The organism is Pontibacter qinzhouensis, assembly GCF_008017455.1.
GTDB classification, from domain to species: Bacteria; Bacteroidota; Bacteroidia; order Cytophagales; family Hymenobacteraceae; genus Pontibacter; species Pontibacter qinzhouensis.
Window position 1 is genome coordinate 1 of sequence record NZ_VRTY01000091.1, and the last position, 25,675, is coordinate 25,675.

At 47.0% G+C, this 25,675-nt stretch carries 20 protein-coding genes and 2 pseudogenes; 14 read left to right on the forward strand and 8 right to left on the reverse strand.

Annotated elements, in window-relative coordinates:
* The first annotated feature begins 389 nt into the window (after nt 1–389).
* Entirely contained in the window at nt 390–2,219 is a 1,830-nt protein-coding gene (locus tag FVR03_RS18880; protein WP_147923333.1) for an ABC transporter ATP-binding protein, read from the forward strand.
* Between the two features lie 5 nt (nt 2,220–2,224).
* Here the strand turns inward: FVR03_RS18880 and FVR03_RS18885 are convergent, their stop codons facing one another.
* A complete protein-coding gene (locus FVR03_RS18885; RefSeq protein WP_147923334.1) occupies nt 2,225–3,640 on the reverse strand; it encodes a hypothetical protein in 1,416 nt (471 codons plus the stop codon).
* A 367-nt stretch (nt 3,641–4,007) separates the two neighbouring features.
* Between FVR03_RS18885 and rnr the strand changes: the two genes are divergently transcribed.
* From rnr to FVR03_RS18910, 5 genes are all read left to right on the forward strand, one after another.
* Nucleotides 4,008–6,287, forward strand: a complete 2,280-nt coding sequence (rnr, locus tag FVR03_RS18890) for a ribonuclease R (protein ID WP_147923335.1) — start codon at nt 4,008–4,010, stop codon at nt 6,285–6,287.
* Between the two features lie 7 nt (nt 6,288–6,294).
* Nucleotides 6,295–7,269, forward strand: a complete 975-nt coding sequence (locus FVR03_RS18895; protein ID WP_147923336.1) for a polyprenyl synthetase family protein — start codon at nt 6,295–6,297, stop codon at nt 7,267–7,269.
* Between the two features lie 221 nt (nt 7,270–7,490).
* The gene (locus tag FVR03_RS18900; protein WP_147923337.1) at nt 7,491–8,123 is read left to right on the forward strand and encodes a rhomboid family intramembrane serine protease; all 633 of its coding nucleotides are present in this window, start codon (nt 7,491–7,493) and stop codon (nt 8,121–8,123) included.
* Nucleotides 8,124–8,224: 101 nt separating this feature from the next.
* Entirely contained in the window at nt 8,225–8,707 is a 483-nt protein-coding gene (locus FVR03_RS18905; RefSeq protein WP_147923338.1) for a fasciclin domain-containing protein, read from the forward strand.
* A 639-nt stretch (nt 8,708–9,346) separates the two neighbouring features.
* Nucleotides 9,347–9,790 carry a hypothetical protein gene (locus FVR03_RS18910; RefSeq protein WP_147923339.1) on the forward strand — a complete coding sequence of 148 codons (444 nt, stop codon included), beginning with the start codon at nt 9,347–9,349 and terminating at the stop codon, nt 9,788–9,790.
* Nucleotides 9,791–10,153: 363 nt separating this feature from the next.
* Here FVR03_RS18910 and FVR03_RS24765 read toward each other — a convergent pair.
* A pseudogene (locus FVR03_RS24765) lies at nt 10,154–10,324 on the reverse strand (four helix bundle protein); the annotation flags it as partial.
* Between the two features lie 179 nt (nt 10,325–10,503).
* Nucleotides 10,504–12,363: an ABC transporter ATP-binding protein gene (locus FVR03_RS18920; RefSeq protein ID WP_147923340.1), complete on the reverse strand. Its 1,860-nt coding sequence runs from the start codon at nt 12,361–12,363 to the stop codon at nt 10,504–10,506.
* Between the two features lie 595 nt (nt 12,364–12,958).
* Between FVR03_RS18920 and FVR03_RS18925 the strand changes: the two genes are divergently transcribed.
* The 4 genes and pseudogenes from FVR03_RS18925 (at nt 12,959) to FVR03_RS18935 (ending at nt 16,366) form a co-directional block, all read left to right on the forward strand.
* Nucleotides 12,959–13,852: a DUF3857 domain-containing protein gene (locus FVR03_RS18925; RefSeq protein ID WP_147923341.1), complete on the forward strand. Its 894-nt coding sequence runs from the start codon at nt 12,959–12,961 to the stop codon at nt 13,850–13,852.
* 15 nt (nt 13,853–13,867) lie between these two features.
* Nucleotides 13,868–14,134, forward strand: a pseudogene (locus FVR03_RS25230) (transglutaminase-like domain-containing protein); the annotation flags it as partial.
* Between the two features lie 192 nt (nt 14,135–14,326).
* Nucleotides 14,327–15,574 (forward strand): DUF2569 domain-containing protein, encoded by a 1,248-nt coding sequence (locus tag FVR03_RS18930; protein ID WP_369410466.1) that lies wholly within the window; start codon nt 14,327–14,329, stop codon nt 15,572–15,574.
* A gap of 42 nt (nt 15,575–15,616) precedes the next feature.
* Nucleotides 15,617–16,366 (forward strand): energy transducer TonB, encoded by a 750-nt coding sequence (locus tag FVR03_RS18935; protein ID WP_147923343.1) that lies wholly within the window; start codon nt 15,617–15,619, stop codon nt 16,364–16,366.
* Between the two features lie 330 nt (nt 16,367–16,696).
* On the opposite strand, the gene FVR03_RS18940 is transcribed toward FVR03_RS18935, so the two are convergent.
* The 3 genes from FVR03_RS18940 to FVR03_RS18950 form a co-directional block, all read right to left on the reverse strand.
* Entirely contained in the window at nt 16,697–17,746 is a 1,050-nt protein-coding gene (locus tag FVR03_RS18940) for a glutathione synthetase (protein ID WP_147923344.1), read from the reverse strand.
* A gap of 167 nt (nt 17,747–17,913) precedes the next feature.
* A complete protein-coding gene (locus FVR03_RS18945) occupies nt 17,914–19,761 on the reverse strand; it encodes a peptidase MATCAP family protein (RefSeq protein WP_147923345.1) in 1,848 nt (615 codons plus the stop codon).
* Nucleotides 19,758–20,564, reverse strand: coding sequence for an N-formylglutamate amidohydrolase (locus FVR03_RS18950; protein WP_147923346.1), 807 nt, complete (start codon nt 20,562–20,564; stop codon nt 19,758–19,760). Before FVR03_RS18950 ends, FVR03_RS18945 begins: the two co-directional genes overlap by 4 nt.
* A gap of 184 nt (nt 20,565–20,748) precedes the next feature.
* Between FVR03_RS18950 and FVR03_RS18955 the strand changes: the two genes are divergently transcribed.
* From FVR03_RS18955 to FVR03_RS18970, 4 genes are all read left to right on the forward strand, one after another.
* Nucleotides 20,749–20,940, forward strand: a complete 192-nt coding sequence (locus tag FVR03_RS18955) for a hypothetical protein (protein ID WP_147923347.1) — start codon at nt 20,749–20,751, stop codon at nt 20,938–20,940.
* A 219-nt stretch (nt 20,941–21,159) separates the two neighbouring features.
* A complete protein-coding gene (locus FVR03_RS24530; RefSeq protein WP_187270225.1) occupies nt 21,160–21,369 on the forward strand; it encodes a hypothetical protein in 210 nt (69 codons plus the stop codon).
* A gap of 6 nt (nt 21,370–21,375) precedes the next feature.
* Complete coding sequence (locus tag FVR03_RS18965) at nt 21,376–21,729, forward strand: hypothetical protein (protein WP_147923348.1); 354 nt, start codon at nt 21,376–21,378, stop codon at nt 21,727–21,729.
* Nucleotides 21,730–22,147: 418 nt separating this feature from the next.
* Nucleotides 22,148–22,870 (forward strand): head GIN domain-containing protein, encoded by a 723-nt coding sequence (locus FVR03_RS18970; protein WP_147923349.1) that lies wholly within the window; start codon nt 22,148–22,150, stop codon nt 22,868–22,870.
* A 300-nt stretch (nt 22,871–23,170) separates the two neighbouring features.
* Here the strand turns inward: FVR03_RS18970 and bla are convergent, their stop codons facing one another.
* Together bla and FVR03_RS18980 are read right to left on the reverse strand one after the other, a co-directional pair.
* Nucleotides 23,171–23,902, reverse strand: a complete 732-nt coding sequence (bla, locus tag FVR03_RS18975) for a subclass B1 metallo-beta-lactamase (RefSeq protein WP_147923350.1) — start codon at nt 23,900–23,902, stop codon at nt 23,171–23,173.
* Nucleotides 23,903–23,917: 15 nt separating this feature from the next.
* Nucleotides 23,918–25,291 (reverse strand): M20/M25/M40 family metallo-hydrolase, encoded by a 1,374-nt coding sequence (locus tag FVR03_RS18980; protein WP_147923351.1) that lies wholly within the window; start codon nt 25,289–25,291, stop codon nt 23,918–23,920.
* Between the last annotated feature and the right edge of the window lie 384 nt (nt 25,292–25,675).

Consider the following 25,675-nt stretch of genomic DNA (forward strand, 5'->3'; position numbering starts at 1 on the left):
TAAAGTTTGGTAGCTTTACCCCTTAACAAACCTGGATGGCTTCATAGTTTTATAATCGCAACTTGAGTTAAGTTAAATGAATGCTATAAAGTTATATTATTCTAATGAAAAAGGCTTTCCAAAGAAAAAAAGTAGATTTGAACTCAAGGGTATTACCTGCGAAGCATTTGCCGGGAACTGGCCTGTCAACGAAAACAGACGAAATCTTTAACCTCTGATTTTAAATTAGCCGCAGCAACCAAATTATTCTAATGAAAATCGCCTTCCGAAGGTATTTTAGTATGTAGGGGTCCAAGGGTCTTATTCCTTCACTATTTAAAATTGCTGCTAGTGCGGCACATTTCTCCTGAAAAAGCTTATTTTTACCAAAAGCATAAACCGTAACACCCTTGGCTACACCCATTCCTATTCTTAAAGTAACTGCTTTAGAAACTGTTTTCTCCACACACCGCGGCTCCACCACAGCTGTGGATAAGGTGTCGTTTGAGGTGTATCCAGGCGAGACAGTAGCCATAGTAGGAGAGTCGGGTTCGGGTAAGTCGGTAACTTCATTGTCGGTGATGCGGCTTATAAACACGCCACCTGGGCGCATAGCAGGAGGAACGGCTATTTTTCAGTCGGAGCGATTTGGGCAGGTAGACCTGTTTCAGCTACCTGAAAAGAAGATGCAGCAGATTAGAGGCAACGAAATTTCCATGATTTTTCAGGAGCCAATGTCGTCGCTGAACCCGGTTTACACCTGTGGAAAACAAGTAGCTGAAGTATTGCTGCTCCACACAAATATCTCTGAAAAAGAAGCCAGAACACGCACTATTGAGCTTTTTGAGAAGGCGAAGCTGCCAAGGCCGGAGAAAATTTTCGATGCTTATCCACACGAGATTTCGGGTGGGCAGAAGCAGCGTGTCATGATTGCCATGGCGATGGCCTGCGAACCTGCGATACTCATTGCTGATGAACCCACCACGGCCCTGGATGTAACGGTGCAGGCACGAATGCTGGAACTGATAGATGAGCTGCGCGTGAAGGAGAACACCGCCGTATTGTTTATTACGCACGACCTAGGCGTAGTAGCTGAGATAGCCGACCGCATACTTGTGATGTACAAAGGCAAGTTGGTGGAGCAGGGCAAGGTACTCGATATTTTTACGAACCCACAGCACCCGTACACCAAAGGGCTGTTGGCTTGCCGGCCAAAGCTATCGGCCAAAGCACAAAGCCTGCTGCCAACGGTTTCTGATTTTATGTACGAAGATGAGCAAGGCAACCTGCTCGAGAAAATGCCGCTGGTGCAGGAGCCGTCATTAGCAGATGTAGTCAACAATTATGTAGGCACCGTAACAGATATTAAGCAGCAACGCGAGAACCAGCAGAAGCCACCATTGCTGCAGGTAGAGAATTTGAAAGTATATTTCCCGATAAAGAAAGGCTTCTTCTCCCGCACCACCGATTTTGTAAAGGCGGTAGATGACGTCACTTTTATAGTAAATCCTGGCGAGACTATTGGATTAGTAGGAGAGTCGGGTTGTGGCAAAACGACTTTAGGCAGGGCACTGCTGAGGCTGGTGGAGCCAACGGCAGGTCGCATTCTGTTCAATGGCGTTGATATAGCACAGCTGAACTCCGAGGAGCTACGGAAGAGCCGCCGTAACTTCCAGATGATTTTTCAGGACCCTTACGCTTCGCTGAACCCGATGCACACTGTTGGCGATGCCATTATCGAGCCTATGTATGTGCACAAGCTCTACAGTAGCGAAAAAGAACGCCGTGAAAAAGCCATGGAACTGCTTGATAAAGTGGGCCTTATGCCGGAGCATTTTCAGCGTTATCCACATGAATTCTCTGGAGGGCAGCGGCAGCGGATCAGTATTGCTCGGGCGCTGGCGCTGCAGCCAAAGTGCATCATCTGCGACGAATCTGTGTCGGCGCTCGATGTATCGGTGCAGGCGCAGGTGCTTAATTTGCTCAACCAACTAAAGCAGGAGTTCCAGATCACTTACATCTTCATTACCCACGACCTTTCGGTAGCCAAATACATGTCGGACCGGATTCTGGTGATGAGCAAAGGCCAGATCGTAGAAAGCGGCACACCCGACCAACTGTACCAGAACCCGCAGCAGGAATATACCCGCACCCTCATTAGCGCCATACCCAAAGGTGAACCCGACGATATTATAGCAGCTCAGCAAAAGCGGGAGGCGATGAAGGCGGGGACAGTTTAAACTGCTCAGCTTACAAGCTTTGCAATTAGCTCCTGCTTTTTCTCTTCACTTTCCTTTGCCTCAAGCAGCAGCGGTTCTATTTCATCTACAAGTGCCATTTCTACATTAGAGATAAGTTCGTAGTCTAAACGCACGGTTTCTGGTAAGTCGATGCCTGTTAATAGTTTATAATGTGTAAAAGCACGATCTAGCTCTCCTTTCTGATAAAAATAATGGCACAATACTCTTTTAAAATGAATGAATTCAGAAATATGAAAAGTATCGCGATCCGGGTAAAGAGCTTTTAAGGTGTAGTTGTTATCAAAAACGGCAGGCACTTGATCTGTTTCGCCTTTTTGCAGCAGTTGCTCTGCACGTCGTATTCTGGCAAAAATATAATTCGGGAATTTCTCGTACAGCTCATTACTGGCTTTTTCTACGTTTTCTTCATCACTTACTGAACTGTAAGCAGCAATCAGGTGGCTGTAGAAGGTCCTGTTCTCCGGCCAGCGTTCTATAGCCTGTTTTACCCGCTCCAGTAGTTCCTGTTTCTCTGAATCTGCAAGCGTATCTGAAACTAATTTAAAAGCAATAGAAGATGCCTCCTCCAACTCTTCTTCGGAGTATGGAAGTGGCATGGCATCGAAGGAAATCTTGATTTCTTCGACCTGCGTTTTGGTTGTAGCAATCTGATTAGTACGAGCAGGTGCCAAAAGCAGCTTTTCATACATAAGGGCTGTAGCTTCCGGAAAGTCGTCCAGATCTTCCGGCTCCATTTCATCTATAAATTCCTCCCAGTCTACTTTCTCCCACTCTTCCGGATGAGCATAATAATCATCCTCTTCCTCCATTTCATCTAGTTCATCAAGTATACGCCCATCAATTATATGAAAATTTCCCGGGCCTGCATTTTTTTCTAACTGACGGATGTAATAGTCGGCTCTGGGATCGCCGGCAGGGTTAATGGCCAGAAACGGTTTTCCATCTTTTCCGAACTCCAGTTCTATCAATTCTATGTCTTCCGTATCTTCCTCCAGAATCATTTGTGTTATCCTGAAATCGGGGTCCGGTGCTATGCCGTATTCCTGCGCATACGCTAGTCCGCCGTAAATAATATTATGCGCCAGTTCGTAAGAGCACTGTTCCTGCGGAAAAGGTGCCTTTGCCATTCGCTCTTCCAACTCTTGTTCAGATATATTAAAAAGGTAGAAAGTGCTTTTAACACCTGTACAGAATGTATCAACTAGGTATATGCCGACTGTTATATGTTCGTTTGCATGTTTACGCATTACCAGTACCTCTGCCATGCCGCTTTCCTGCCAGCCCTGATTTACCTGGCATTTATAAATAGGCAGGCTGCGGGCGCGCCCACTTATTAAATAGTTTTTATCATTAAGCTTAGCTGGGGTAGCGGCGGCAGGTTTTTTCTTCTTTTTAGACATGATATTGATGGTAAATGAGGAAAACAATTTGCTATTCCATACTGCACCATTTATAACGGGATGGTAAAATAAATGGTGCACCCTTGGCACTTAAAAAGCAAAAAGGCTTTGGAAGGGCAATTTCATTTAAATAATTTCCGAAAAGCAGGTTGCTTAGGTAGTAATATGCTGCTCCAGCTCCATAATTTGTCCTTTCAGAAGCCTAATATAGATTTTTCTATATAAATTACACCTAAAATAACCTCCCGTCTTAACCAAAGCACCTGTTTCGGGCGTATAGATTCATAACTAATTATTCGGTAAAGGTTGGTAACCGGAAGTTCAGCCCTTAAAGAGAGCAGCTTCTGAAAAAGACGACAAAACATTCATGAGAAGTAAAAAAGATAAAAATAGCCGCGACAAAGACAGCCGTAGCAGCGAAAGAGGCAGCTACCGCAGAGGAAATGAAGCATCAGCAGGCAGAGGTTCATCCACAAGAGGTGGTTCCGGAAGGCGCGACTCTTCTAAGAGAGAAGGACCTAAAGGCGGAAAAGAGCGCAAAACGCCCAAAACCATTGTGCTGGAGTCGTTCTCCAACAGCCCCGATACTGTATTTACTCAACGCCAGATTTTCCGCCGCTTAGGCATTGTAGACCAAAAAGGACGCGAAACAGTGGCAGACCTTCTGAAAACGCTGGTGCGCGAAAACAAATTGCTGCTCGTAGACGACGACAAGTACATGCTGAACCTGCGCGTGCAGATAATAACGGGCAAAGTAGACCTGGCCAACAGCAAGTACGCCTACATTGTATCGGAAGAGATGGAAGAGGACGTACGTGTTTTTAAAGAGCACCTGAAATATGCCCTCGATGGCGACCTGGTGAAGGTAGAAGTGCTGCCAACTATGCATAGTGGCCGCGCCGAAGGCATGGTGCTGGAGGTGCTGGAGCGTAGCCGCGAAGAGCTGGTAGGCATAATGGAGCTGTCGAAGAACTTCGGCTTTGTGGTGCCCGATTTCAAGAAAATCTATTTCGATGTTTTTGTAGGCGAAAAAGCCCTGAATGGTGCTCAGGCCGGCGATAAGGTGCTGGTAAAAATTACGCAATGGCCCGATAAGCCCGACAAGAACCCAACAGGAGAAGTAACACGGGTATTCGGACCGGCCGGCGAAAATGAAGCGGAGATTCACTCCATTATGGCCGAGTTCGGCTTACCATTCGAATTTCCGGAGTCGGTAGAGGAGGAGGCCGACAGTATTTCGGAAAAGATAACGGCCGGCGAAATTGCCAAGCGCCGCGACTTCCGCGATGTAACAACCTTTACCATAGACCCTGCCGATGCCAAAGACTTCGACGATGCTTTGTCAATACAGAAACTAGAGAACGGCCACTGGGAAATTGGCGTGCACATTGCCGACGTAACGCACTACGTGCACACGCGCAGCCTGCTCGAAAAAGAAGCTTTCCACAGAGCTACCTCCGTGTACCTTGTGGATAGAACCATCCCGATGCTGCCGGAGCGCCTCTCGAACGGACTTTGCTCGCTGAGGCCACAGGAAGAGAAGTTAACCTTTTCGGCAGTGTTTGAACTCGACGATGATGGAAAGCTATATGAGCAGTGGTTTGGCCGCACCGTTATTTACTCCGACCGCCGCTTTAGCTACGAAGAAGCCCAGGAATGCATTGAAACAGGTGAGGGCGACTTTTCTGAGGAAATAAATATTCTGAACGGCATTGCCAAAAAACTTAAAGACAAGCGCTTTAAAAACGGCGCCATTAGTTTCGAAACCACCGAAGTTAAGTTTAAGCTAGCAGAAGATGGCAAGCCACTTTCAGTATATGTAAAAGAGCGGAAAGACGCCCATAAGCTGATCGAGGAATTTATGCTGCTCGCCAACAGGAAGGTGGCCGAGTACGTGTACAACCTGGGCAAAGGCAAAAAACGCCCTACTATGGTATACCGTACGCACGGTGCCCCTGACCCCGACAGGCTAAGCACTTTCTCTATATTTGCTTATAAATTTGGTTATAAAGTAGATGTGGAAGGCGACATTTCAGAAGAACTCAACAACCTGACCGAGCAGATAGAAGGTAAGCCGGAGCAGAGCGTGCTGCAGAACCTGGCTATCAGAACCATGGCCAAAGCCAAATACAGCACCGAGCCGGAAGGTCACTTTGGTCTTGCTTTTGCGCACTACTCCCACTTTACCTCGCCCATCCGTCGTTACCCCGACATGATGGCGCACCGCCTGCTGCAGCATTACCTCGATGGCAAAGCATCGGCAGAGAAAGAGGAATACGACACCCGTTGCCAGCACTCTTCCGAAATGGAAAAACGTGCCGCCGATGCCGAGCGAGCCTCTATCAAGTACAAGCAAGTGGAGTTTATGAAAGATACTATTGGCAACCAATACAAAGGTATAGTGTCTGGTGTCACAGAATGGGGTATATTTGTGGAGATCGAAGAAAACAAGTGCGAAGGCATGGTGCGTCTGTCTGACATGAACGACGATTACTATGACCTGGACGCAAACAACTACCGCATTATCGGTCGCCAGTCGAAACGCATTATCTCGTTTGGCGATGAGGTGCTGGTAGAAGTAAAAGGTGCTAACCTGAACGACCGCACCATCGATCTGGAACTGATAAAAACCCTTAAACAACACTAAACAATCTGTGGATATTTCGATCCTCACTGACAAAGTAAAACAGACCTTATCCACCCTGCAGTACGGCGATAACCCGGTGGAGCTGTACGAACCCATCCGCTACATTATGTCGCTGGGCGGAAAACGGATAAGGCCTTTACTGGTGCTGCTGGCTGCTAAAATGTATAACGATGATGTGGAGAACGCACTACTGCCCGCTGCGGCAGTAGAGGTTTTCCACAACTTCACGCTCATGCACGACGACATTATGGACAGGGCTCCGCTGCGGCGTGGGCAGCAAACCGTGCACGAAAAATGGAATGCCAACACCGCTATTTTAAGTGGCGATGTGATGCTGGTGAGGGCTTACCAATTGCTGCTCGGTATAGAACCTGACAAGCTGGCGCAGGTGCTCCAGAACTTTAGCCAAACTGCCGCGCAGGTCTGCGAAGGACAGCAACTCGACATGAATTTTGAGCAGCGCGAGCAGGTAACCATTGAGGAGTACATCGGCATGATAACTCTGAAAACGGCAGTCCTGCTGGGCTTCAGTCTGGAGTTGGGTGCTACCTTGCAGGGAGCCTCCGCAGCAGATGCAGAAAACCTGAGATTGTTCGGTAATAACATCGGCATTGCCTTCCAGCTCCGCGACGACCTGCTCGATGTATATGGCGACAAGGCCAAATTCGGGAAACAGGTTGGTGGCGACATTCTCTCCGATAAAAAAACGTTCCTGATGCTAACGGCCCTGCAGCAGGCTAGCGAGGAGCAGCAAAGCATTATCAGGCAGTGGCGCCACAAAACAGACGAAGCCATAGCCGAGGAAAAAGTACAGGCCGTTGCGGCTGTGTACGATGCCCTTAACATTCGTCAGCAAACTGAGCAGCAAATCGAAAATTACTTCCAAAAAGCCTTAGCTCATTTAGACGCCGTAACAGTACCAGCCGAGAAAAAATCCATGATCCGTGGCCTGGCGCTGCAACTCATGGAGCGCGACAGCTAATTTAATTTTGAATGAGTGAGTGAATTTTGATTATGAGAATGACTGAACATTCATATTAATTTAAATTAAGCTGTTGAAGGAATAGAAAAGTGAGAGTGCCTGCTCCTGTAACTTCTTGGAATGGGTACCCTTTATATAGATTCAAAAATGACTCACTCATCCACTCATTCAAAATTCCAAAAATCACTCATTCTCTCAATCAAAATTCAAAATTATAACTAATGGACTTAAGCGTCACTCTTATACTTTTAATACTTACAGTCGGAATTTCGTGGTATGCCTGGCAAGACAGCAACAACCTGATGCATAGCTGGATTTTTCAGCCTTACGCAGTGCAGCGCGATAACTCCTGGCACCGGTTTATTACCTCCGGGTTTCTGCACGCCGATTTCATGCACCTGTTCTTTAACATGTTTACCCTTTACTTTTTCGGGCAGGCCGTAGAGATGACTTTTATGGCCATATTTGGTCCTGTAACCGGCATTTTGCTGTATCTGCTGCTTTATTTAGGTGGTATTATTATATCAGATATTCCAACATTTTTCAAACACCGCAACGACCCTGGCTACCGTGCCTTAGGAGCATCGGGAGGTGTGGCCTCTGTGGTTTTTGCCAGCATTCTTTTCTATCCAACCAATGATATTTGTTTGTATGCCGTGCTGTGTATACCGGGCTTTATTCTGGGCGTGCTCTACCTCATGTACTCTTATTATCAGGGCAAGCGCATGGGCGACAACATAAACCACGATGCCCACTTCTATGGAGCTGTGTATGGCTTTGTGCTGAGCCTTGCCCTGGTGCCGCAAGCAGGTCCTCTGTTTATCAAGCAAATCAGTAGCTGGAGCATCTTTTAAGAAGAGAGAAGTTGTATTTTGTTTAGGATGTAAAACTAGCGTGTGTTTGTACTTTTGTTACTTATTTGCGTATAAAAGCTATAGGAAAGCCTTTATACCAGATGCAAAAATTCTACAGACATATAGTTTTTACGCCAGTATTAATTTTACTTTTTTTAGTTAATACAACTCCGCTAAATGCACAGGAAGCGGCGGCTATTCCTGTGCAGCGCCTTACCTTGCTGCAGTATATCATAGACGATAACAGACCGGTGCTGGTTAGCCTCTTAACCAAGGCGGGGCTGGTGCCTATGCTTTCCGGTGATGAAGCTTATACTTTGCTGGCTCCACCAGAAAAAGATCTGGAGGCGCTAAAAGAAGAGAGTCCGGAGAAACTAAAGCAGATTTTATCAGGATATATTCTCAAGGGTGCTCACCTGGAGAAAGACCTAAAAGACGGTTCTCAGATAAAAGTTATTTCGGGCAACAGCCTTACCGTTTGCCGGAAAAGAGGAACGCTTATAAATGGAGTCCGGATATCTGCTGCTGATAATAATGTTAGGAATGGTGTAGTGCACAGCCTCGACAACGTCTTATCATTTTAGACATTTTACTTCCCTCGCCAGCACACCTTTATCTGCATCTGAATTATTTGAATGAAATAAGCCTTCAGAAGCTTTCCAGCCATTTTATCTTCAAGGATAACCTGGTAGAGACGGCTACTTGTAAGCAATTTGTGCTCCTCTGGTGCTACCTTAAAATTTGTTTGTCGGCCTTACAGTTGCGTCTTCGCTTAAGCGGGGTTCTGATTTACATAGCTTACAAGGCACAGAACCCAGGACATAAAATTTTCAGCCATATTAAAATGCTGATTCCCGATAAGTTATGTTGTCAGCTATATCTTCCGCCGTTGCTGTGTGTTTTAACCAGCAACCTAATATTGGCACAAGACGCAATGTAAAGCTACTATATTCAAAATATCAGAAACCTCTGTTACTTCCTGTTTCTGACCGAGAAGATGTTTGTAATAGCGACAAAATATTGCTTTAATATAGTTGTAATTATAGTTTCATTTACGTATTATGCCAGTTTTAATATAAAAAAAGTACTATAATAAGATATTAAAAGATCAGCAACTATTTTGCTTTATCATGAACAAATTGTTAAATTAAATATATATAGTTATAAAAATAATGTATAATATTATAGTTTAATCTTTTAGTTATACGTATTGTCTAAGAGGCATGAGCAACAGATATAGCGATATCACCTCAAACAAGTCCAAAATAGTAATAGCAGAAAATGCTTGCTATGACTTGAGCTACGATTCTCTTAAGAATCGGGTGTATCTGACTATTCGTGGGTTTTGGAAAAGCCAGGAAGCTGTGCCTCACTACATCAGCGACTTACAGAAGGCATTGAAACTGGCTTTGCCCGGATTCACAATTCTTACTGATATGCAACAGATGGTAACACATCCGCAGGCCATGAATATGGTGCATGTGGAGGCACACCAGCTCGTTTTAGAGATGCAGGTAGCCAGCATAGCGCATATTATCCCTTCCGACAAAATCGCTAAACTTCAGGTAAGTTCCATTGCCAGCCAAACCGGTATACCGGTGCACAATTTCAACTCACAGCAGGAGGCTGAGATTTGGCTCGACCAGCAATCCGATCTTTTAAGTTAAGCCTGTTGTTACAAGTCTTCCTTTTTTTAGAGGCCAGCAGTTTAGATGTTGGCATTCCCAATCCTTGCTGCGCAGGCAGCAAAACCTGTTTAGGTGTTGTAACCGATAAACCCTATTTCTAGTTAGAGGTAGAAAGCTAGAGAGTTTAAAGTTAGGAAGTTATAATTAGTGGTTGGAGGACTTACTTAGTAAGTAAAATGTTTAAAGGTTTTAAGCGTACTTTCTTAAGAGAGAAGTTTGCTTGGTTTTAGTCAAAACTGCTGTAATTTCTCCTGCTTCCTGTTTAAGTGGAGCAAGTAAATGCGCGGCAACAATACCAGATTCTTCCAGCAGTTCAATCCAAAATAAAGATTCATCAGCTTCTTAAAGGGCAATTCCAACTTTAGAAATAAAATCGTTGTTTGATCGGGCTCTGCAGGCAGATCTGTAATTAGCCGCCACAGATGTTGCCGATCTTAATAGTTGTTTTCCTAGTACGTGCGCTTCAGTAGTTTTCGGTAAAGCCTGAAATAGTTTTATGACCCTGAGTGCAAAAAATTTTGTTCTACCCTTGAACTACTCCGCAAAAGCATAGTTTTTCAATTGTCTTATAAAGCAGGTTAATATATCCATTTCTAAATAATACTATACGAACACAAAACTTCTGGATATCAATCTTTTTATTAAAAAGAGCCTTAAAACTTAACAGATTTTAATAGGAACACCTTTTTAACTTACAAATATCCCCTTGCCTGCAGCAGAAATAGTTCTGCGTATTTGCCGCCTTTTGCCAGGAGTTCTTCGTGTGAGCCGAGTTCTTTTAGCTGGCCCTGCTCCAGGAACAAGATGCGATCGGCCATGCGCACAGTAGAGAAGCGGTGCGAAATGAGCACGGCTGTTTTACCTGCTATCAGCTCCGAGAAGCGCAGAAACACCTCGTGCTCGGCACGGGCATCGAGGGCAGAGGTAGGCTCGTCGAGAATCAGGAGCTGGGCTTCGCGCATATAGGCTCGTGCCAGCGCCACTTTCTGCCACTCGCCCCCCGACAGCTCCATGCCGTTTGCAAAGCGCTTGCCCAAGACCTGCTCATATTGCTGCGGCAGTCGGTTAATCACCAAATCGGCCAGGCTTTTCTGCGCCGATGCCTTAATCTGCTCTTTGTTCTGAATGTCGCTAATCTGACCAATGGCAATGTTATCGGAAGCCGACATCTGAAAGCGCACATAATCCTGGAAAATAATGCCTACCTGGTGGCGCAGGTCGTTCAGGTCGTAGTTTCGCAGGTCCATACCATCCAGTAAAATACGTCCTTCGGTGGGTTCGTAGAGGCGCGCCAGCAGCTTTACCAGCGTTGTTTTACCGGCTCCGTTCTCACCTACCAAAGCCAGCTTTTCGCCTGCTTTCACGTGGAACGATAGGTAGCGTACCGCCCATTTCTCGCTGTTGTGGTACTTAAAACCTACATTCTCAAACGTAAAACCATGCTGTATGGGGCGGGGCACCAGCAGCGGGTTTGCGGGAGGCGTAATTTCGGGGCGCAGCTCCAGAAAATCGAAGAGGTCCTGCAGGTACATAGCACTTTCGGCAATTTGGGAGAAGCGCGTCATGATGCCTTGCAGCAGTCCCCGCATACTGCTGAAAGAGCCGGCCAGAAATGTAAGATCACCCACCGTTATAGCGCCTGCCACCGTTCTGAAAAGAATGAACACATAAGCGCCGTAGTAGGAGAGGGTCCCGATGGTGGAGAGAGCGCTTCCCCAGAGTGCCCGGCGCACGATCAGTTTTTTGTTCAGGTTATAATAGCGGTCGGAGAGGAGCTTAAACCGATTGGCCAGAAAACCAGACAAGTTAAATGTCTTGATTTCTTTGGCTGTTTCGTCGCTGGCCCCGATGTAGCGCAGGTAGTCGAGCTCGCGGCGCTCGGGTGTCCAGGAGCGGGATAGGGAGTAGGTGCGTTCGTTAAAATGAGTTTCGCCCAGGAAAGAAGGAATAACCGCAATGAGCAGAATCAGGATGAGCCAGGGGTTAAACGCCACCAGCCCCACTGCCAGAAACCCGATGGTGACGATATCCTGCAGCTGCGAAAACACCTGGCTCATGAGCATCACCCGCGAGATGGTTTGTCGCCGTGCCCGCTCCAGCTTGTCGTAAAACGTGGCATCTTCGAATTGCGCCAGGTCTAGCGTGGCCGCATGCTCAATAAGCTGAACCGATGTGCGGTTCGAAAAAAGGTCGCCGAGCAAGCTATCGAGCAGCGTAATGCCCCGGTTTATGATTTCTGAAACTACGGCCAGCCCCAGCTCCACGGCCACCAGCAGCCACAGGTACGACAAATCGCGCTCGCCGGTAACAGCAATCAGCCGAATAACTTCGTCTATAATCAGTTTGCCTACATAGAGCATCGCCAGCGGAATAGCAGCCTTCACGAGGCGCAGCAGCAGGTTACCCAGCATCATAGCAGGGCTTGTCTCCCAGATCAGCCCGAAAAACTTAGGCAGGTTCTTGAGTGCTCCCAACTGCTCCCTGAAACTTTTTTTCTCAGAGTTAGCATTACTGGCAGCTGCTCTTGCTCCTTTTGGTTGAGGGGTTCGCATGGTATAATCAGGTATAGCGGTCGGGGTTAAATTAAGTAATGGTACGAAATAACACGCAACAGCAGCTGAAGTTTAAGACCCTTGACCTGTATGGGGTTAATTTGCCTTCTGGAGGCCATTTTTATTGAAATAATTTGTTTGCTGGTTGTTATAGGCTGCCTCTTAGCTTATCAAAATTTGGAATTGCACTGCCTTCCCCGCTGTCAGGAGTCTTCCGCAGGGCGACTCCTGACAGCACAGGGTTCCTTCTGTAAAGATACAGTCAGTTCAACCCTTGACCTAAAATGATGTAGAAAGTCTCGGAAGGCCAATTTCATTAGGATAATTTAAACTGACTCGGATAACAGGCAGTGTCACGGTTACTAGAATTTGTTTTACCTGTTATAACAAATGATAAAGAATCATGCGACGTTTTGCTCACGATAATGCAGTTCTGAAAGGTGCTACATAATCTAGAATTAATCGTTATTCTTTTCTTGTGATCTGTAAATCAGTTAGTTACTTTAGAAGTGATAAAAATCATGATAAAATTCAAAAATCAAAACTTGAAATACTAAAACTTATACTATATTTAGATAATTTATAGGATTAAGGCATGAAGCATTTCTACTGGCGCATTTTCACCGTCGCATTTTTTGTTATTTGTAGCATTACAGAGCAGGTTCAGGGGCAAGGAAACAAGAAACCTACACTTACACCAGAGCCAACCTGGATTAAGCAAGTCCTACACCGCACTTCCACTACTATAGCCCCCAAAGAAGTAAACGATGGCTATCATTTTCTGCAGCGCGTACTGCAATGGAATGTGGCAAAGGGTGAAGTCTACTACCACAACACCTATAAGCTAACAACAGACGAAGGCGTTCAAAACAGTTCTGAGCTTAAGTTCTCCTACGACCCGAATTTCGAGAAACTGCAGCTGCACAAAGTTATTGTGTGGCGCAATGGCCAGCCCCTTAACAAACTCGACCTGAAGAAAGTGAAAGTTGTGCAGCGCGAGCAGGGCATGGAGCAGAAAATTTTCGATGAAAGCCTGACTGCCATCATCTTTCTGGAAGATACCCGGGTTGGCGACCTGATAGAGTATGCTGCCACCATAACTGGCAAAAACCCGGTTTTTAACGACAAGTTTTTTAACTCGTTTAACCTGCAGTTTTACGACCCCGTAGATGAACTGCTGGTGCATGTGGTAGCGCCGGAGCACCGGAAAATAAATTACAAGCTTTACAAAACCGAGCAGAAACCGGTAGTAGAAACACAACAGGGCTTCACCACCTACACCTGGCACAACCAGAACCTGCCAGCCACACCCGTAGACGAAGAAGTACCTGCTTGGTTCGATGCTTACCCAGGCGTGTACCTGTCGGAGTTCGATACCTGGGAGCAGGTGGCTGCATGGGCGCTGCCGCTCTATAGCGGGTACGGCAACCCAGGCAAAGCGCTGCAGGCCCGCATCGATAGTATCCGGAACGAACATGGCAGCGATTAGCAACGGGTAACGGCAGCCCTGCGGTTTGTGCAGGATGAGGTGCGGTACCTGGGTTTTGAGGCTGGTATTGGTGGCTATAAACCTAGAGCGCCCTCAGAGGTGTTTGCCAAACGCTTCGGCGACTGCAAAGATAAATCGCTGTTGTTGGTTACCATGTTGCGCGCCCTTGGCATAGAGGCGCACCCGGCCCTGGTAAACTCCTCTTCGCGCGGTGAAATTGCGCAAATGCTGCCTTCGCCATACGCTTTTAACCACTGCATTGTGCAGGTAAAGCTCTGGGACAAAACCTATTGGTACGACCCCACCATTAGCAAGCAGCGCGGTAGCTACGATGCCATTTCGCTGCCGCACTACAAGAAAGCCCTGGTAATAAAACCAGCTACCAAAAACCTGACCGATGTAACAGCACCTGTAGCAGGCCACGGTAAAGTAAAAGTGCAGGAGGCTTTCTTTTTTAACGATATTGGAGGCGATGTGAAATTGGAGGTAAAAACCGAGTATTTCGGTGCCGATGCCGACTTTCAGCGCAGCCGCTTCGCCGCCACTAGCCTGAAAGAAACCGAAAAGTCTTTTCTGAACTACTACGCCAACTCATACCCAGGCATAGAAGTTTCCCGCGACCTTGAGTTTCTGGACTTTCCTGCTGAAAACAAATTTACAACACTGGAGGAGTACACTATTTCAGACCTTTGGGAAGAATCTGAAGATACAGACGGTTTATTATCAGCCTCATTTTACCCACAGGTGCTCCGTAGCTACATTAGCTCACCGCGCGTAAGCAAACGCACCATGCCCATGCACCTGAGCTACCCCTCGCAGGTAGAGCACAGCATACTGCTGTACCTGTCGGAGCCCTGGTCTATAACGGCAACAAACAAAAAAATTACCGACGATGTTTTTACGTACAGCAGCGATATTAGCTATAACAGCAGGAGCAAACTGGCTACACTTAGCTATACGTACAGCACCTTACAAGACCATGTGCTGCCTGAGCAGATGGCTGCTTTTGTAAAGCACCAGAAAGCTGTGCTAGATGATATGGGTTATAATCTGACCTACAACCAAGGTTTGGCGGCAACCGTTACCGATGCTCCTGTTAGCTGGTTGGTCATGGTTTTTGCTCTGGCGGTACTTGCTTTGGCTGCCTTTGGTGCTTACAAGCTTTACCATCACGATCCGGCTCCTATTGGTAGCTACACAGTTGCGTATGGCGAGAGCATTGGTGGCTGGCTCATACTGGTTATGATAGGCCTTTGCCTTTCGCCAATAACTTCGATAGTGGCGCTGCTCACGAACAACTATTTTAACCAGTCGGTATGGCAGGGGCTTATAACTGCATCTTCTGGCTCATACTCACCGGCACTTGCGCTGGTACTGGTTTTAGAAATCGCTGTTAACATAACCTTTCTGGTGTTTAACCTGGTGCTGGCGGTGCTTTTTATAAAACGCCGCACAAGTGTTCCTTCCTTAATGGTTATATTCTATGTGTGTGGTTTTCTGTTACCGGTGCTGGAGTACGCAGGCATGTCGGCCTTAAACCTCCCCGTCGATAACTCCGACATCCGCGGAATGTGGAGAAGCTTTGTAACAGCAGCCATCTGGGTACCTTACTTATATAAATCGCAGCGGGTAAAAAATACCTTTGTAGTGCAACTGCAGCCGCCTGTGCAGCAGGAGGAAGCCACAGAAGAGGAGGCAGATTTGGTAACTAACAGCTTTTGAATTTAAGTAGCTCAACTATTATTTAAGGACATATACTGCGTAATGAGAGTTTTAAGAGCCGCAATGCTGGCGGCGAGCATGCTGATGAGTATGCAACTGATGGCGCAGGAGATGCGGTATTATGATTTGTACTGGAAAGAAGTAGACAAAGAAAAAGCCATTTACTACAGTACCGAAGACCTTATTACTTCGCAGCCGCCGCTAATAAGAGTTACCAAGTATTTTATAGACACAGGAGCAAGACATAGTATTGTACACTATGTTGCCGCCGCTCACAACGCCGGAAAGGAGATAAGGCAAGGCAGTAGAATGATCTGGAATAAAGAAGGCCAGCTGGTGCTACGGGAGACCTACGAAAACAACAAACTTACCGACTCTCTTATAAGCTACTACGCTACCGGCGGTATAAAAAGATTAGAAATATACAAGGATGATGAAATGCTGGAGGGGTATGTCTATGAAGAAGATGGTACCCAGATAACGTATTACCCATTCGAGCAGATGCCACAGTTTCCTGGCGGAGATCAGGCTATGTTTCAGTATATAAACCGAAAAATAAAATTCCCCAAATCAGCCCTCAAAGCAAAAGCATTTGGCACTGTATTGGCCACTTTTATTGTTGGAGCAGACGGTATCGTACGAGATATCGAGATCGGACAGAGCGTTCATCCGGACATTGATATGGAAGTAATAAGAGTGATTAGCCTGATGCCGCCGTGGCAACCTGGCAAGCAGGACGGTAGGCCGGTGCCCGTCCGGTACAATATCCCCATCAAGTTTGGTTATAACTAAGTTAGTCGGAGACGATACCTAAGTGCGTTTAAGTTAAACATGCTGAATAAACCCTTGGCTAATTTGTGATAAATTTCCTTCTGAAGGCCATTTTGATTAGAAAAATTTGAGATCAGATGATGTACGAAATTTTGACTGATGCGGAAATATCAACTTTGATGCATTTAATTAGAGAAGAAGTCTCTCATTAAACAATCACCATCTCCACATCAACCATTTAACAATCAGTAAAAAGCAATCAGCAAAAAATAACCAGCAACCAGCAACCAAATTATTCAAATAAAAAAGCCCTTCCGAAGGCTTTTTGCTGTCGGAAGGGCCAAGGGTTATCTAGATCATCGCCACTGTTTTATTATCTACTTGAGTGCCGTAGGTTTTCTTGTAGTGCACTTTCCGCTCCAGGGCGGCTATTATCGGTTCCGAAAAGTCTACACCTTCTATTTCGCTGGCATCTGGCAGAGCGCCGGGGCTGAATACGTTTATCTCCATCAGCTTATTGCCTACTATATCGAGCCCTACCAGGAACATGCCATCTTGTATGAGTTTGGGGCGCACCAGCTCCACCAGGTCGAGCATGGTCTGGTCTACGTTGGCAGGTTGTGCCGTACCTCCGGCATGCATGTTGCTCCGGATATCGTCTTTGCTGTTTACCCGCCTGATGGCGCAATACTTGCCTTTGTGCTGCAGCGCCTCGCCGTTCATCACAAAAAGCCGTACGTCGCCTTCTGTGGCTTCTGGCAAATATTCCTGGGCAATAACATACCCGTCGCGGCTAATGGCTTCTACAATCTGGTTCAGGTTGGTGGCATCATCTTTTTTCACCATAAATACACCCGAGCCGCCTGATCCCTGCAAAGGTTTCAGAATGATATTGCTTTTCTGCTCGTTAAAGAAGGCTTTTATCTCATCTTTATCGCGGGTAATGAGGGTGCGGGGCCGCACTGCCTCCGGAAAATGCTGGAAGTACATTTTGTTAACCGCATCAGACAGCGAGGTTGGGTCGTTGAGCACGATAACACCGTGCCGCAGGGCCAGCTGCCCGAATATAAGGCCAGCATTTTGTGCCCAGCCTCTTCCTTCCGACTCGGCCGAGGGATCGTTGCGGAGCATGAGCACATCCAGTTCACGGGCCGTAACGCGTGTCTTTTCGGTTTTTTCGCTTTGCAATACCTCCAGATAAGTGGCGGGGGTTTTATATTTTTTGCCGGTTTCTGCCGTTACGGCTGCAGCTCCCATATACCCATCAGGGTAATAAGCCAGGTCGCCAACTCCCATCAGGTACACCGAGTGCCCGAGGTTGTGCATGCGCTGAGCCAGAAACACGGTAGAGTAAGAGGGTTTCTCTGTTTTTATATCGTTTACTACAAATCCTATTATCATGGGTGTTGTCTTTTTTTGTTTTAACGGGTACTTGTTATTTAGAAGTAGGGTTGCAAAACCAAACTTCTGAGAGGCTGCTTAGCAGCATACCGACGCAGAGCCAGCCGTTGTACAGGAAAAAGGTGAATTAGAATAAAATTGGCAGCTAAGGAACAGCCTAAACTTTTTTATATCAGGTTAAAAACTGTTAAACCGGTTTTTAGCTGTTCTAGCTTAGGCTGTATAGCTGGGTCGAGGAGGTAGCGGGGTTTTATGGGAGCAGTGTGCAGTACTTTGCGGTAAATCAGCTCCTGCACAATAGGTATGTAGTCTTGGCGAATTTTGCCGATGAGGAGTGGCTCCAACTCACCTCCGTCTTTCAGGTACTGGAGCAGGTGCACGAGCCCGCGCAGGTAAACGGCATCTTTGGTGAGGCCACCTCCCCGGTGCACCCGCATGGTTATGTCAAAGGCCGTATCTTTGTCGAACTTATACTGTTCTATCAGGCGATGGAAATTATCGGTAAAATGGCAGCCTTTGGTAAGGTGATGTACTGCCACCACGCGGGCAGCCAGCAGGCGCAGCCGGTCGTGGTTCAGGCCACCAACCAGGTATTCGCTGAGCACGGCCAGCCCCTCCTGCAGCTCCTCGTAGCCGGGCACACCCACATATAACTGCTGTAATGGCTGCGCCTTTCCGTTAAAATAAGTAAGAATATGCGTACCCACTTCGTGCTGTATAAGCGCCTCAGCCCGGTTCCTCGGAATTTGCGCTTCGGCACCTATGTAGAGTTTCCCTCTCGATACCAGCAGCCCCACAATATCTTTCCTGATTTCTACTCCGGTGCTAAGCGACTCGTTCTGGCTCTTAAGAAAGGCAATTTCCTGTTCGGCCAGCGCGGCAAATTCATGTACTGGAATGATCGAAATATCTTCATGAACTTCAGGTTCGGGTAGGGCCGTGAGAATGCCTTCGGCCACTTTCAGTAGCTGCTCATCTACGCCCCCGAAAAGCTGCAGGCTGCTGTACAGGAAATCGGGCGTGTTCCGGTCTGAGAGCATGGTCAGCATTTTGTCGAGCTCGTGGCGCTTGTCGCGGAACAGGAAGCCTAGTGTTGGGTCTTCTACTTTCTCCAGCGGAATGTTGTAGAGCTTGCGCTTCAGCAGGTCGGTATCTACGGGCATGAGGCGATAATGGAAGGTTGGCGCTTTTTTAAATTTGCTCTTGCAAAAGGCTTCCCAAGCCTCAGTGGCATTTACGGGCGTAACCAGCATCAGAAACTGGAACTGGTCGCTGATAGAGGCCAGCTTTTTGTCGATGTGCCATACCGCCGATACCACCGCCCGCCGCCCCAGCGCCTGGAAATGTGTAGGATGATGCGTGGTCTGGACACGCACAAAATCGAAGACAGCCTTTTTTACGGCATTGGAAAGGTGCTTGCGTAAGGTGCGCAGCAGCAAAGGATAAGCATCTCCGGTAGTCAGGTTGCGGTAAACAGGCTTTAAGGCAAGACCCAGCATCAGGCAACTCATCTGCTTCAGTTCGTCTTCGGAGAGCAGGTGCAGCGGCCCCGAAAGCAAAGGCTGGTTCGATGAAATGCCAACCGTTACAGGCAGGTTTTCGATCTGAATCTGCTCCAGCTCTTTTTTGAGCACATTTACGGTAGCCGGAAGCGCCTCCTCCGGCCCCAGCACCCGGAACAAAGGTGTCTCGGGTGTATGGTCGGCAGCCGCGAAAAGCTCCAGAATCATAAAAGCGCCAAACTTTTCAGACATGGCCTTGGCTATCTCTTTTACGAGCAGCGCCAGTTCGGCAGTTTGTTCTTCTTTGGCAATAATATAGGCAGCTTCGGCTTTCACAAAATCTGCTGTGGCATGGTCGGGTTTACCAGCCGGGTGCCTGAACAGCACCAGAAAAGGCAAGGGCCGGTCTATGTGCAGCAGTCCGCCATCGGGCAGGCGGCGGCGCACCTGCCTGCTGCGTTTCAGGCTACCTACAACAGATTTTATAAAGCTCTCGGTAATGGCTTCGGTCATGGTTTGCTCTGCTGATGCACCTGCTCAAAAGCTTCCATTACAGGTGCTACTGTTTGTTGTAAGGCAAGTTTTATTTCTTCTAACTGCTCCCGGTCTACCTTGCCTGTCCATTCATCCATAAAAAATTTCTTTACCTCAATTGAGAGCACACAAGCCTTGTCGGGGAAGTTATCGTGGATCCAGCGCATAAAGTGGCCTCCTTTAAACTTCACGTTCTCGCGCACATCGAGGTGCCGGCCCCTGTAATTGTAACTCCTAAGCGAGTGTGTAAACGCATCTACCACTGGTGCCCATTTTTCGCGGTTCATGTTGCCGGTGCCGATATTTATTTCCGGGTTTTCGGCAGGGTCTGCCTCCGGGCCATCTGTACCCTCGCGTTTGTGGTTGTAGGTGTGCAGGTCGTATACAATAAAACTGCCGTGCTGCTGTTCTATCTCCGTCAGTAGTATTTTAACCGACTCGTAAAAGTGGTCGTACCGTTTCAGCGATTCCCGTACTTCTTCTTCCGGCAGTTCTTCCCGCCAAACCTGTAGCCCCCAGGCATCTTCGGGCGTTTGGTAGATGGCTTTCTCGCGGGGGCGGTTCAGGTCCAGTTCAAAGCGGGAGTGTAACCCGATAATGCGGTTATCGGTAATAGAGGTCCAGTGGGCGGTGCAAGGGTCTTCTTCGCGGAGGCGCTCTGGTGCGGTTAAGGCAAATAAGTGGCTTATATTTTCGCGAACAGCCTGCCCATCGTGTATAGCGGCAGCTACAAGAGGCGAACTGCCGTATATTGTTTTATAAAATGGTTGGTTATCTTGCATGTTTTCAAATAATATTTTATTTGTTTACCTTGCCAAACCTCCTAAGGTTATAGACACGGCTCTTTTTGGAGATACAAAAATTTGCGAACCGTTATTAGTTTATTTATCTTTAACCTGTTTTAAACCAACACGTAATGCAAAATAATGTTAGTTATCTGTTGTTATAAACTACTGAGGAAAACGCATGACAAAAATTTACAAACCTCTCTTATATGCAATAGCCATATTTTTGCTGGTGCTTTTAATGCACTACATGCGTAGCGGCATGCTGGAGCCGGTACAGGCTTTCTCGCTTGGTGGCTTTTTTATGCTAGGGCTGGCGCTGGGTGTTTTAGGCGACCTGGTAGAGCAGGGGCAGCATGATCTGCGCTCGTAAGGTGCTCTCCCGCAGGCTACTGCTTTGCAGATAAAGAAATTATCTGCAACAACAACTTTGGCTTTCACTTTCTTCTCACTGGTTATTACCTGCCTATTTTCGCGTTTTCTGTTCCGTTTATACCTGCTGTGCATGGCACAAGATGTATCTTTTCTGAACAACACGTACTGCCTTCCGTAAGTCCTGCTAAGATCTTTGTTACGTTTTAATTGAGTTCAGATGCCTGAAGAAGTAACCGGAGCAGCAAAGAGTGTTATATGTCCGCATTGTAGCCGAGAAGTGCCCATAGCCAAACGGTGCCCGCACTGTGGCCAGATCCTGCCAAAGCCTAAAAAGAAAAGCTGGAAAACCTATAAGCTCACACCGGTAGAGATATTTCTGGCAATACTTGGTACGGTTGTACTGCTTATTGCACTGGTGGCGCTTTAAATTAATATGCAAACACTGCGGCACCCTTTTTTTCTGCTGTGCTTTTTCTTATTTCTGCTGAACCAGGTGCTGGAACTGGCAGGTTTTTACATCTGGCCGCTGCACACCCACCTCGACGACCTGCTCTGCCTGCCACTGGTACTCACACTGGTGCTTTCGGTGGAGCGCAGGTACTTTAATTCTCCTGAATTTGTATTGCCGCTGAGTTACGTACTCAGCGCTTTTGTCTTTATTACAGTCGTCTTCGAACTGCTGCTGCCTCTCTTTTATACCCGCTTTACCGCCGATGCCTTCGATGTGCTGGCTTATGCTGCCGGTGGCATTACCTTTCATCTCCTCCTGAACAAGCCGCTACCCTGAGCTCTTTTGCTGTCAAAAACCTTTGGAAGGCCATTTTCATTAGAATAATTTGATTTGGTTACTGGTTGCTGAATTGTTAAATGGCTTAATGGTTAAATGGTTGATTTTCAGATGGAAGTATTTGAAAATTTGAAGATTTAAAAAGAGAAATTTTGAATGAATGATTGAGAGAAGGAATGCATGAAGACTCTTAACTCATAACTTTTAACTCTTAACTCTTAACTAATAAAAAGTCTAGCATCTAAAATCTCTTGGAAAAGGTGGCTGAAGTGGTGTGGCAAACTGGTTCTGGAAAAATATTTTGGGCGACAGGCAACCTTTTAAAATCTGCTGCATCTTTTAGATCAGAAGCGGATAAGGAAACGGCGCTTTTGTTCTGAACACGTCACTTTATACCTACTTAAAAAAAAATAAAACTATGAAAGTCATTAAATTTTATGCCACCACGTTAGCATTTTTTGTGTTTGCCCTCCTTCTGGTTGAAACGCCAGTGCTGGCTCAACAGCTCAAGGGCAATGGTAACATTAAAAAAGAAAGCAGAAAAGCCTCCGGATTTACAGGCATAGATGTAAGCGGCGGTTTTGCTGTAGAAATTACCCAGGGTAATAATGAGGGCGTAGTGCTGGAGGCAGAAGATAACCTGCTCGGCCAGATTTCGACGGAAGTCAAAAATGGCGTGTTGCACATCTACAACAAAGAAAGCATTACCAGCAGCAAAGGCATGAAAGCCTACATCACGATAAAAGAGCTGAAGGCGATTGATATTAGCGGTGGCGTAAAAGTAACGGGCAACTCCACGTTTAAAACAAACACCCTGAACATCGACATGAGCGGAGGTTCTAAAGTAACACTCGCCATGGACGTAAAAACACTTAACACCGATATGAGCGGAGCAGCCAAAGTAGATTTTTCTGGCCGCGCAGATAATGTGAAACTCGACTTGTCTGGTGCCTCTAAGGTAACTGCCGATAAGCTGGAAGCAAAAAAGGTGAAGGTAGAGGCAAGCGGTGCAAGTAAAGTAAACGTGTTCGCAAAAGAATCTTTGGAGATAGAGGCATCCGGAGCTTCGCATGTGGCCTACAAAGGCAGCCCCAGCATTTCAGCAGAAACATCGGCAGCGGCCAAAGTGTCGAAGCTATAAAAAATTACACTTCATACTTGAGTTAAAGAGCAGCTTTCTGAGCTGCTTTTTTTTATTGCCTTCAGTGTTTCAGCTCTTGACACAATTTGCCTTAAAAACCTTCTGAAGGCCATTTTTATTGGAATAATTTAGTTGCTGGTTGTTGATTGCTTAATGGTTTAATTGTTGAATGGTTGTTTTGGGTAAACCTTGAATAGATGCATGAGAACATAGTTCTTTAACCCTTGATCGATTTGCCTCAGAAAGCCTCTGGAAGGACATTTTCATTAGAATAATTTAGTTTTGATTTAGGAGGCTTTGCTATTTCTTGGTGTGCTGTTGCAGCAGCTCCAGGGTATGATCAAGGGCGCTGGTATTGCTGCAGGGGCCATGGCCGGGTACCACTGTTTTCGTTTTCGGGTATCGCTGTTGCAGCTGCCTGATGGCTTGGGGCCAGCTCTGCAGATCGGCATCGGCCAGGTTTCCTAAATTGGTAGCGGTTACGTCTTTTACCAGGCAGCCGCCAAATAAAATCTGCTGCTTGGGCAGGTACACCACCAGGTTATCGGGTGAGTGGCCGGCTCCCGGAAAATAAGCTTCGAACTGCTGCCCCCCCATTTTCTGCTTTTTACCAACAGCTAGCCTTGGGTCTGGCATGCCGAGGTTTTTACCGGGAGCAAGTTCAGCTGTAAGCGCAGAACTAAGTACCGGTATCTGTTGCTGTTGTAGCACCGCAATGCCACCCATTCGGTCGTCGTGGGCGTGTGTAACCAGGCACATTTTAACTGGCTGCTGCAGGTTTTCCTGTACCCAGTTTAGCAGCTGCTCTGTCTGTTCTTCGCCCCAGGCCGTGTCTATGAGCAGCACGCCATCTACAGTAGCCACAATAAGGCCGTTAGATGGAAACGTTTGCCCTCCAAAAACACCAAAAGAAGTATGTACCCACACCTGCGGAGCCAGTTCCTTTACTTCCAGCTTAAGTTCCTGGGCATAAGCTGGTACAGCCAGAGCGAAAAAAAGGAAGATCCGGAGTAGCTTTTTTAATGATTTCATGAGTTTGGCCTGAGTTTACCGTGCCGGAACCGGAATAACAGGCAGACTGGCATTGCCAGCGGCATCAACAGCCTGTACAGCAAAAAAGTAATTGTCTTTAGAGTAATTGATGGTGGTTTTAGTCTCCTTCACAAAGAACTTTTTCTCCCAAACCGGGCTGCTTGTTTCGCGCATGAGCACGTAGTAGCCGGCTGGTTTTTTGCCTTTGGCTGGTGCCTGCCAGGTTAGGTCGGTTTTGTTGGTGAGGTTAGCGGTAATAACGGTAACAGCTTCGGGAGCATAGGGTGCACGACCCAGGCTGGCCATGGTAGCCAAATTAACAGCTGTGTTTTTGCGCAGGTACTCAAAATCCATGAACTCGATCAGGTCGCCGTATTGGGTGCCGTTCTCCATGCGCACGTTCTGGTGCTGGTGGTCAAAGTCTTCGTTCATCTCGCTCATGCGCACAGCTGCAAAGCCCTGCTGGTTAAAGGGCGTGTGGTCGCCGCCACGCAGGAAGCGGTCGGCACGGTAACCGAGTACTACCTCTAGCTGGTCAACATAAGCTTCGCCAGTCATTTTCATGTAGCGCGCCAGTATGCGGCTGGGGCTGTCATTTTCGGAGCCGAGGGTTCGGCGCAATTTCGTCATTTCTTCGGTTTCGTTAGCGGGAGTACCTTCGCTGAACACGCGCACGCGGGTATTGTCGTGGAGGCCGGTTTCGCCGGAGAAGGAGTTGCCTACAATGTCGTTGTTCTGCATCGCCACCAGGTTCCAGCCTTCTTTTTTTACCCGCTCTGCCAGGTGCCGCGAGCCATAAAGGCCCTGTTCTTCGCCTTGGAAGGCTACAAATACAAGCGTACCCGAAAACTGACGCGAAGCCATAATACGGGCCATTTCCATTACTATGGCCACACCGGAGGCATCGTCGTTAGCGCCGGGGGCTTTGCTTTTGGCATCCATTACGTCGGTGGCACGCGAGTCGAGGTGGCCGCCTACTATAATTACCCGGTTATCGTTGGCATCAGTGCCTTTTAGGGTTGCTATTACGTTCGCCATTTCGGTGTCTTGTGGCACACGCCTTCCGTCTGCTTTCACTACAAAACGATCCATCTCCACGGTCATGCGGCCGCCCGATGCTTTGGCATATTTCTCAAACTCCGACTTTACCCACTCGCGGGCAGCGCCTATGCCTCTTTTTTTGTCGGTGGTGGTGCTAAGCGTGTGGCGGGTCTCGAAACTCACCATTTTCTCTACCAGCGCCCGCAGGTTCTGGGCCGAAATTTCGCTTACCATCTTTTGTATCTCTTCGTCCTGGTTGGCATTAACCTGGGCAAAGGTGGTTGTGGTGCCGGCAAGGAACAGCAGTATAAGCGCAATCAGCCTTTTCCGGAAGGTGTAGTTTGTCATGTTTTTAATTAAGTGCAGGTTTTCAAACTCAATAGTGTCAACCAGAGGCGCAACAAAACCAGGTCGTTCTTGTTTCAGCTGTTTTGCTAACTAAAACAAACCAACTTCAGCAGTGGTTGTACTTTTTATCGAATTGTTAAATATATGGCTTTCGACAGAAAACAAAAAAACTGGATTGACAGAAAGTTAGTTAAACACAAAAATGAGAGAGGCTGATAAAAAAGGAGGGGAGAGACTGGCTCGTTTCCTGTGTTTTTTAAGGCAGACCTAGCCATTAAGCAAATTTTATAAGCTGGAGGATAAATTAAATGTTAATAGGAGTTACGCAGACTTCTATGGTTTCGTATAATCTTATAAAAAAGCCATGGAATCTGCCCAGTATAT